The sequence below is a fragment of the Pseudomonas putida genome, assembly GCF_001976065.1.
Lineage (GTDB): Bacteria > Pseudomonadota > Gammaproteobacteria > Pseudomonadales > Pseudomonadaceae > Aquipseudomonas > Aquipseudomonas serbica.
The window spans coordinates 121,548-131,590 of sequence record NZ_MNAH01000010.1; the positions used below are offsets into that span (position 1 = coordinate 121,548).

The window sequence follows — 10,043 nt, forward strand, 5'->3', positions numbered from 1 at the left end:
GCTCCTACAGTGGGGTATGCGTTTTGCTGTCAATTACCTGAACAGCGCAACCAGCGTCATTGAGTCACAGGCAAGTGCGGTGAAACAGGATTACAGTTAAAGCGCGCCGTCGATCAAGAACGGTGGCTTCAAACCGGACCTGTGAGGAACACCGTATGCCGTGGAAAAACTCCGACTCGCGCTACAGCACCGTCTCGATCGCGCTGCACTGGTTGATGCTGGTCCTGCTGGCGCTGGTCTACGCCTGCATCGAACTGCGCGGTCTGTTTCCCAAGGGCAGCGGTGGGCGAACGCTGATCGTCGAATCGCACTTCATGCTCGGCCTGACCGTCTTCGTGCTGGTCTGGCTACGCTTGTTCGCCCGCAGCCTCGGCCCGGCCCCGCGGATCTTTCCGGCCTCGCCCAAGTGGCAAACGGTGCTGGCCAGGTTGATGCACTGGGCGCTGTACATCTTCATGATCACCATGCCGATCCTGGGCTGGTTGGTCACCAGCGCCAAAGGTAACCAGGTGATGTTCTACGGCTTCGACCTGCCCCTGCTCATCGAGCAAGACAAGGACCTGGCCAAGCGGATCCAGGGCTGGCACGAGCTCGGGGGCACCCTCGGCTACTGGCTGATCGGCCTGCACGCCGTCGCCGGGCTATATCACCACTATGTGGTGGGCGATAACACCTTGCTGCGGATGATGCCCAAGCGGGTGAACCGCAATACCGGAAGCTGACGCAAATCAAATGTGGGAGCAAGCCCGCTCCCACAATGGATTGCGGTGCTTTTCAGGTTTCGGAGCTAAAACCCCGGCGGCCCTGCAAGCCGCCAGTGTGGATAAAGATCAGCCGCGTGCCCGGGGTGAACTTCCCCGCTTCGACCTGCTGTTTCAGCGCCAGCAACGCCTTGCCGGTGTACAGCGGCTCCAGTGGAATGCCGCTGGCCTGTTCGGTCTGCTCGATGAATTCGAGCAACGTCGAATCGACCTTGGCAAAACCACCGCGGCTGGCGTCGAACAGTTCATAAGACGAATGATTCACCCCCGCCTGCGCCAGGATGCGCTCGACCTGCTGTGCCACACCATGATCATCGGGCACCGCCAGCGCTCCGTAGACCGGGTGCTCACCCGCTTCGGCCATGACCAGGCCGGCCAGGGTCGTGCCGGTCCCGCAGGCCAGCCACCAAGCGTCATAGTCGGTCCAGCCCAGATCATTCAGTTGCCGGCAGGCCAATGCTTTGAGTTGCACGCAGCCCTTGGCCCCTGGCATACCCCCGCCGCCTTCCGGAACCGCAACCAGATCCGGATACCGCGCCTGCCATGGCTCCCAGAAACCCGCTTCATTACGCGCCCGATAGCCGCCATAACCAAGCCAGTGCAGTTGCATGCCGAACGCCTGCAGATCGTTCACCGTCGGCGTTGGCTGAGGGTGCCCGCGCAACAGGCCGACCGTGGCGAAACCGAAACGCTTGCCGGCAGCGGCCAGGGCGTGCAGGTGATTGGAATGCGCTCCGCCGAGGCTGATGATGCCTTTGGCGCCTGCCTGGTCAGCGGCCTTGAGGTGTTCGGTGAGCTTGAACCATTTGTTGCCGCTGATCAGCGGGTCGATCTGGTCCAGGCGCAGGATGGCGACTTCGATGCCGGCGGTGGTGAGCCAGTCGAGGTGCAGGGGGTCGAGGCGGGCTTGGGGTAGCCAGCTGGAAGCAGAAGAAAACATTGGCGCCTGATAGATCTCATGAGGAGCCAGTATTCTAGTCGCTCATAAGCAGCCATCGCGAGCAGGCTCCCACAGGGGATCTATGACGTTCACAGATCCCTGTAGGAGCTGGCTTGCCAGCGAAGGCCATTGGCACGCGGGGCCTGCGTATTACAACTCAGCTGCCAATCGCGAACCCTGGTTGATCGCGCGCTTGGCATCCAGCTCCGCCGCGACATCCGCGCCGCCGATCAGATGCACGTTCTGCCCCGCCGCCACCAGGCCGTCCTGCAATTCGCGCAGCGGGTCCTGCCCGGCGCAGATCACGATGTTGTCCACCGGCAGCACTTGCGGTTCGCCGGTTTCGCCGATGCGGATGTGCAGGCCTTCGTCGTCGATCTTCAGGTATTCGACGCTGTTGAGCATCTGCACCTTCTTGTTCTTCAGACCGGTACGGTGAATCCAGCCGGTGGTCTTGCCCAGGCCGTCGCCGACCTTGGATTTCTTGCGTTGCAACAGGAACACTTCACGGGCCGGGGCATGGGGCGCCGCCTTGATGCCGGCGACACCGCCACGGGCTTCCAGGTGCGTATCAATGCCCCACTCCTTCCAGAACTCATCACGGTTCAGGCTGGTGGCCTGGCCCTGGTGCACCAGGAATTCCGAGACGTCGAAGCCGATACCGCCGGCGCCGATCACCGCGACACGCTTGCCAACCGGTTTGCGCTCCAGGAGCACGTCCAGATAGCTCAGCACCTTGGCATTCTCGACGCCCGGAATCGCTGGCAAGCGCGGCGCGATACCGGTCGCCAGGATGATTTCGTCGTAGCCGCCCTCGACCAGTCTCGCCACATCGACACGAGTATTCAGGCACACCTCGACGTTGGTGGTCTGCAACTTGCGGCCGAAGTAACGCAGGGTCTCGAAGAATTCTTCCTTGCCCGGCACCCGCTTGGCGACATTGAACTGGCCGCCGATTTCGCTGGCCGAATCAAACAGCGTCACCGCATGGCCACGCTCGGCCGCCACGGTCGCGGCGGACAGACCGGCTGGCCCGGCACCGACCACAGCGATTTTCTTGATCTGCTGCACCGGCACATAGTTGAGTTCGGTCTCGTGGCAGGCACGCGGGTTGACCAGGCAGCTGGTCAGCTTGCCGCCGAAGGTGTGGTCCAGGCAGGCCTGGTTGCAACCGATGCAGGTGTTGATTTCATCAGCGCGGCCTTCAGCGGCCTTGTTGACGAAGTCCGGGTCGGCCAGGAACGGCCGCGCCATGGAAACCATGTCGGCATCGCCCTCGGCGAGGATCTGCTCGGCGACTTCCGGGGTGTTGATGCGGTTGGTGGTGATCAACGGAATGTTCACAGAACCGCGCAGCTTGGCCGTGACCTTGCTGAAGGCCGCGCGCGGCACCTTGGTGGCAATGGTCGGAATCCGTGCTTCGTGCCAGCCGATACCGGTGTTGATGATCGTCGCACCGGCCTGCTCGATGGCCTTGGCCAGCAGCACGATTTCGTCCCAGGTGCTGCCGCCCTCGACCAGGTCGAGCATCGACAGGCGGAAAATGATGATGAAGTTCGGGCCAACCGCCTCCCGCACACGACGGACGATTTCCACCGGCAGGCGCATGCGGTTTTCGTAGCTGCCGCCCCAGCGGTCGGTACGGTGGTTGGTGTGGGCGGCGAGGAACTGGTTAATGAAATAACCTTCGGAGCCCATGATCTCGACGCCGTCGTACTCGGCCTGCTGGGCCAGGGTCGAGCAGGTGACGAAATCGCTGATCTGCTTCTCGATGCCTTCCTCGTCCAGTTCCTTGGGCTTGAACGGGTTGATCGGCGCCTGGATGGCGCTTGGCGCGACCTGTTTCGGGCTGTAGGCATAACGACCGGCGTGGAGGATCTGCATGCAGATCTTGCCGCCCGCCTCGTGCACCGCGCGGGTGACGATGCGGTGCTTGAGCGCTTCTTCCTCGGTGGTCAGCTTGGCCGCGCCGGAATACACGCCGCCCTCGTCGTTCGGGCCAATACCGCCGGTGACCATCAGGCCGACACCGCCACGGGCACGCTCGGCGAAGTACGCCGCCATGCGCTCGAAACCGCCGGGCTTTTCCTCAAGGCCGGTGTGCATCGACCCCATCAGGGTGCGGTTGCGCAACGTGGTGAATCCCAGGTCCAGCGGGGCCAGCAGGTGCGGGTAATGGGCGGCGGTCATCGGTAACTCCACAGCGAGCGATCACGGAAAAAGCGGGCGCTCTACGGCACCCGTCAGTCATGTTCGACAGACTAAGAGTCCAACCGCTGGCGCTCAATGACCGAAACTGACAACTTAATGATCCAAATGCGCAGCGGTGTTCAAGCTGGCGTCCCCAACAACTGGCTCAACACGGCGCGCAACTTGCCGGGTTTAACCGGTTTGTTCAGCAGCGGCGCTTCGAGCCGTTGCAACGACCGCCGGCACTGATCGGTACGGTCCGCGGTGATGATCACCGCAGGAATGGCCTGGTGGTAATGCTCGCGCAAATGCCTGACCACATCACATCCCACCACGCCGTGGTCCAGGTGATAGTCCGCCAGGATCAGTTCCGGGGCCTGGCCGGCCAGGGCCGCCAGCGCCGAGTGTTCATCGGTGGCGGTGACCACGTCGCAGCCCCACTGCCCGAGCAACGCACTCATGCTCTCGAGGATGCTCACTTCATTGTCCAGCACCAGCAAGCGCCGGCCCGGCAACGGATTACCGGTGCCCGGTTGCGGCGCCGCGAGGCTGATGGGCAACGGCACCTCGCGGGAGATCGGCACCTCGATGCTGAACATCGATCCGCGGCCCGGCAGCGAGTGCACCTGGATGCGGTAGTCGAGGATTTTCGCGATGCGCTCGACGATCGCCAGCCCCAGCCCCACGCCCTTGCGGTCGGCGGCGCGGCCCACGTCCAGTTGATTGAATTCGAGGAAGATGGAGTCCAGGCGATCGGCCGGGATGCCGCGTCCGGTGTCCCACACTTCCAGGCGCAGCTTGTCGCCCCGGCGCCTGGCCCCCAGCAGGATGCTGCCATCGTCGGTGTAGCGGCAGGCGTTACTGAGGAAGTTGCGCAGGATCCGGGTCATCAGGCGCAAGTCGGTGCGAATGGCGTAATCGCCCATGTGCACGCGCAATCGCAGGCCGGCAGCCTGGGCCACGGACTGGAACTCCGAGACCAGTGGACCAAGCAATTCGTCGAGGCGGTACAACGCGACATCCGGCTTGACCGCCGCTTGATCGAGGCGGGAGATATCCAGCAGGTCGGTGAGCAGGTCCTCGGCGCCTTCCAGCGCCTGATGCGTGCGTTCGACCAGCACCTGCTCGACCTCGGGCAGCTTACGCTCGCGCAAGGTCGAGATCAGCAACCGCGCGGCGTTGAGCGGTTGCAGCAGGTCATGACTCGCCGCAGCGAGGTATTTGTCCTTGCTGCGGTTGGCGGCCTCGGCGGCGTCCCGGGCATCGCGCAGGGCTTCGGCGATCTGTTTTCGCTGGGTGATCTGCTGTTGCAGGTTGCGGTTGGCTTCCAGCAGTTCATCGGTGCGCGCGGTCACCCGCTGCTCCAGTTCGTCGTTGAGTTGCTGCAGGCGCTCCTGGGCGAGCTTGCGTTCGGTGATGTCGGCGACGAAGCCTTCCACCAGCCCTTCCTGGTCGGGCTTGAGCAGCAGGTTCATCAGCACGTCGAGACTGCTGCCGTCCTTGCGCCGCAACTGGGTTTCATAACCGTGCAGGCTGCCCTGGTGGGTGAGGATTTCGCCGATGTCTTCAAGCTCCCGCGCGCCGCCGACGAACAGATTGCTCGCCAGGTCCGCCAGGGAGAACAGCACCTCCTGCGGGTCCTGGTAGCCGAGCATGCGCGCCAGGGCCGGGTTGGCGGCGCGCATGCCATCGTGCAGGCTGGCCTGGAAAATCCCGTGGACCGCGTTTTCGAACAACCATTTGTAGCGATTGCGCTCGGCTTCCAGCTCGTCCAGGCGCGCGGCCAGTTCCGGGTAATGGCTCTTGCGCGCCGAATGACTGCCTAATCCGAGCAGTCCGGCCAGCGCCCGTTGCTGCTCGTCAGAGGGCTTCGCCATAGACGACCTCGACATCGCGCTGGCTGGATTCACGCAGCTTGGTGAGGATGCACGGGGCATCCATGGCGGGCACCCGGATGGTGTCTACACCTTCGAACTCGAGAATGCTGCGGCCATGGGCGGTGACAATGCCGATGCCTTTACCGCAATCCATCGGGCTGCCGCCGCCGACGGCGACGATCACATCGCAGTGGTTTTCCCAGTACAGCTCGGCACCGAGCATCACCTCTTCCACACGCGGGTTGGGCGAGACGGCGCTGTACAGGCAGGCTTGCAGGCTGGCTTCGACGTCCGCCACCCAATCGGCGGCAATCACTCCCGGATCGCTGACCACCAGCACCTTGCGCGCGCCACAGGTCTTGGCGTAGTTGCCGACGTTGTGCCGGCAACCGGCACCGGAGATGATTTCAGGCGAAACGAATTTACGCAGCTGGCTGAGACTCTGGCTCATTGGAAAGCCTGTTTTTATTGTTTTGGAAGGTAGGTCCACACTAAAGCATCCGGCTGTGAATGCAATCAGACCAATGGGTAGCGCGGCTCTTTGCAGGAGCAAAGTATGCTCGCGATGGTCGTTAACGCTAACGCGTACTGCGTGGATGAACGCGGCGCCTCCAAAGCCATTGCGAGCAAGCTTTGCTCCTACAGGGAGCGGATCCTTATCCGCGATAGATCAGCCGCGAAGCTTTCTGACTGCGCAGCGGCACTGAACAACCGCACTTCGAAGCATACCTCTTGCTTGGCGATACTTATGGCTCCCCAGCTATCGCTCGAACATCGATGACCGCCGCCTAACATCAGTCGGGTCTTTTACTCGCGGTAGAAAATAAGCGCACCGCCTTTAGTTGAGATGGTGCGCCTTTTCTTTTGCGCCATCACTTCCCCACATCATCACCAAAGATCCACTTGGGAGTTACTTGGGAGCTGGGGCAAGTTCGAAAGTGAACCCACGCCAAGCGCAACGCAATAGCGGAATATCAATCTATATTTCAATAGCTTACCAACCCAGCCCAGCATCTCCAGTGGCTACGCTACATGACCAGGGCGTGGGAGCGCGGCGTAAGCATTTTCATGCCGGCTCCCTCGAGGTTCATGGCTTGACCACCTCGCCAGTGCGGAAGGTTGGCAGCGCGGCAGAGTTGACGTAACGCACACCATCCCAACTTGGCAGCGGTGTCGGCATCAACTGGAATTGCCCGGGCTTCTCAACGTCCCAGCGCAGCAGCATGGAGTTGTCCTCGTGTTGGGTGTTGTGACAGTGCTCCATGTACGTCCCGGCGAATTCGCGGAAGCTGATCGCTATTTCCACGTTGTCCAGGCCGTCCTTTTCCGGGCCGATACGGTACACGTCCTTGCGTGCCCATTTTTCCCATTCCGGTGGCGCCTTGCCGCCGCGGTTGAGGATGATCCCCTCCTCGAAGTGCACATGCACCGGGTGGCTCCAGCCCTCGCCGCCGAGCTTGATGTTCCACACTTCCAGGGTGCCGAAACCGGTCGCACCGGCATCGGTGGGGCCACTGGCTAACTGGGTTGCCGCGTTCAGGCGGCGTGGGTCCATGTGGAAACCGAAGCCGCCATCGGTCTTGACTGTCCACGGTGCTTCATCGGTGCCGTCGGAACGGCCAAAGGTGAAGGTGCGGTGCCGGGCCTTGGCCAGCAGCGCCATGTCGGCGGCGTTGTCGCGATGGAGCTTGAGCGGGATCATCACCAGGCCTTCAGCCTTGCCCGGCTTGGCCGGTTCATAGGCGGCCGGATCCATGGCCAGGTCCTGACCGGTGTAAGCCTTGACGTTGAGTTGCAACACCTTGCCCACCGCCGGATCACCCTCGTCCCACTTCGGCCCCTTGCTGGTTTGCTTGAGGATCGCCCGGTATTTGTCCGACAGCACGTCAGCCAGGGATACGGGTTCTTCGGGGCCCTTGCCGTCGTCGTGCACCTGCAGGTTGACGAAGAACAGCTTGTCGCCCGGCTTGATCCCGTTTTTGGCGAAGTTGACGATGATGTCAAAACGCTCGGCGATGCCCAGGGTTGGCAGGATCGCGTTATGGTTCTGTTTGTCGCCGTCGGCGTCGAGGTCCATGGTGCCGTCGAACGGCACGCTGTGTTCCATGATATTGCCGTCGTTGGCAATCATGTGGAACGGCACGCGGACATAGGACACTCCCGATCCGACAGGCCCCTTGAACTCGCCGGTGGTGCCCTTGATCTCACGCACCAGCGCCAGTTTGAAGTAGCGTGAAACGGAGCCATTGAGCATGCGGAACCGATAGCTGCGGGCGCGCACATCCAGGGCCGGTTTCCACTGCCAGTTGACCAGCACCTGGTCTCCGAGGAAGCCATCGGTATTGAACGGGTTGAACCACAACTGGCCGTTCTTGTCCCACGCCTTGTCGGCAAACAGCAGGTTGACGTCGTAGTCGCGGTTACCCCAGGGCAAGGCGCTGCCACTGGGGAAACGCAGGTTGACGCCGTCGTTCACGGATTCATTGCCACGGTCCAGGGCGCTGTAGTAGTTCATCATCGCCGCGTTGCCCTTGTAGACGTTCTGCGCGGTGAAATCGAGCATGTGGTCGTGAAACCAGTGGGTGCTCATGGTTTCGCGCCAGTCGCCACGGATCTTGATCGTGCCGTTCTCGCAGGTCTTGCGGCCGGGGCTCATGTCGTTGGTCCACAGGGTTTCGCCCGGCGCGCAGGGAAATGCCGCGCGCGGGTCTTCAGCCTTGGTGTTGATGCTGTCGTAGCCGGCCAACTGGATCGGCCAGCGATAGTCGTAGTACTGCCCGGGAAAGAAAAACGCGTTGGCGTAACCGTCGCTTTCCGCCGGGACGTGGCCGTTGTGTTCGTGGGTGCTGATGGTGTGCAAACCGAACCCCATGTTGGCAGACGGGTCGATCGGCAAGCCGTTGTAATGACGCATCAGTACCGGTTGCCCGTAGCGCACCATGAGCAATTTGGGCGGCAAGGTACCATCGAAGGTCCACACCGAGTTGTGGTTCTGCACCGGCATTTTCGGGTGGAATCGCGCACTGACGCCCTTGGCGGTGCCATCCGTTGCCGGCACACCCGCGACGTTGTGATAGAGGCCACCGGTTCCGAACTCGCCCAAGGCATAACCGTGCATCTGCCGGCTGTCACGCAAGCCACCGTTGAGCCTCGCCCCGGTTTGCACGGTCTTGTAGGCTATTTGCGGGTAAAACTCGTTCCAGCGCTGGTGCGACCAGCCCTTTCCTGGCGGACGGCCTTCAGCCGACGAGCCGATACGGCGATTGAGGAAAAACTCGATCTGCTTCTGCCACGGGTTGCGGTCGACCACGTTGGAATACTGGCTCGGGAACGGGGTCAAGCCCGGTTGACGCAAAAAGGCATCGAGCGCTGCACTCGGTGGCGCACTGCGGGCCACGCTGGTTGGATCCTGCTGGGGCATCGGGCCGATGGCTGCCGGTGGAAAACCCAACTGCGCCGCCGGTGTGGTGGGGTCGAGTTTTTCCGGGCCGAATTCTTCGAACAACACCAGCTGCTGGGTGAACGGCAGGGCGCCATACAGCGGGCTCGGCCTGCCGTTGGTGGGGTAGTTGAAACTGGTCTGCACCGTCGGCGGCAGGATGTTTTCCACCCGCGTGGTGTCTTTGCTGCCTTTGACGCCACCGGGTAAATCGAAGGAATCCAGGTTGGCATCTGGCATGGTCAGGATGGCGTTCAAGGCCGCCGCTTTGTCAGCCGCTTCATCGTGGTAGGCGGAGGGATCAGTCGGCTCCGGCTGTCGCTCATCGTCGATGGGGCTGGCGCGCAAGGTCCCTGTGCTGAGTGAAATTGTCAAAGCGACGCTCAAGGGCGTCAACAGGCCAAACCGTTTGAAGGGATACCACGCTTTTGTGTCCATCACCAGCCGCCTCGAATATGTGAAGGGGGTAATGGGGGCAGTGCAAGGAGCCAGCCATATTTGTAACCGCTTTATACAATGTTAAATCCTTATAAAACAATTAGTTACCAGCGTAAACCTGACGTTACAGATTAAGCGACTGGGGATTGGCACCCGCTACCGGGGAAAGTTCACACCCATTTCAGGGGAACCCCATTCCAGCTTGAATCCAGCGGTGATTTGCCATGCCTGCGCTGGGAGCGATTCCCCATAAATGGGCGGTATTACCCGCATTCCCTGTCGACTTTTCTTGGAGAACCGGGCCATGGAATCAGGCCGCGTTTGCGCTGGGGATATCAGGTTGCCGGGGCCTTTGGCACAGAGAATGCTGTGTGTTCACTAACGGCTCCAAGGGCACT

5 protein-coding genes and 1 pseudogene are annotated in these 10,043 nt (G+C 61.8%); 1 reads left to right on the forward strand and 5 read right to left on the reverse strand.

The annotated features are described in order from the left end of the window. Positions 1 to 155 precede the first annotated feature (155 nt). A complete protein-coding gene (locus BKX96_RS27040) occupies positions 156 to 722 on the forward strand; it encodes a cytochrome b (protein ID WP_077185932.1) in 567 nt (188 codons plus the stop codon). A 52-nt stretch (positions 723 to 774) separates the two neighbouring features. Here BKX96_RS27040 and BKX96_RS27045 read toward each other — a convergent pair whose 3' ends face one another. From BKX96_RS27045 to BKX96_RS27070, 5 genes and pseudogenes are all read right to left on the reverse strand, one after another. Continuing rightward, positions 775 to 1,701, reverse strand: coding sequence for a 1-aminocyclopropane-1-carboxylate deaminase/D-cysteine desulfhydrase (locus BKX96_RS27045; RefSeq protein WP_077185933.1), 927 nt, complete (start codon positions 1,699 to 1,701; stop codon positions 775 to 777). 150 nt (positions 1,702 to 1,851) lie between these two features. Then, complete coding sequence (locus BKX96_RS27050; RefSeq protein WP_077185934.1) at positions 1,852 to 3,891, reverse strand: NADPH-dependent 2,4-dienoyl-CoA reductase; 2,040 nt, start codon at positions 3,889 to 3,891, stop codon at positions 1,852 to 1,854. 140 nt (positions 3,892 to 4,031) lie between these two features. Next, complete coding sequence (locus tag BKX96_RS27055; protein ID WP_046817133.1) at positions 4,032 to 5,768, reverse strand: PAS domain-containing hybrid sensor histidine kinase/response regulator; 1,737 nt, start codon at positions 5,766 to 5,768, stop codon at positions 4,032 to 4,034. Between the two features lie 10 nt (positions 5,769 to 5,778). Beyond that, positions 5,779 to 6,219 (reverse strand): annotated as a pseudogene (locus BKX96_RS27060) (iron-containing alcohol dehydrogenase); the annotation flags it as partial. A gap of 636 nt (positions 6,220 to 6,855) precedes the next feature. Continuing rightward, positions 6,856 to 9,645, reverse strand: a complete 2,790-nt coding sequence (locus BKX96_RS27070; RefSeq protein ID WP_077185935.1) for a multicopper oxidase domain-containing protein — start codon at positions 9,643 to 9,645, stop codon at positions 6,856 to 6,858. Positions 9,646 to 10,043 lie beyond the last annotated feature (398 nt).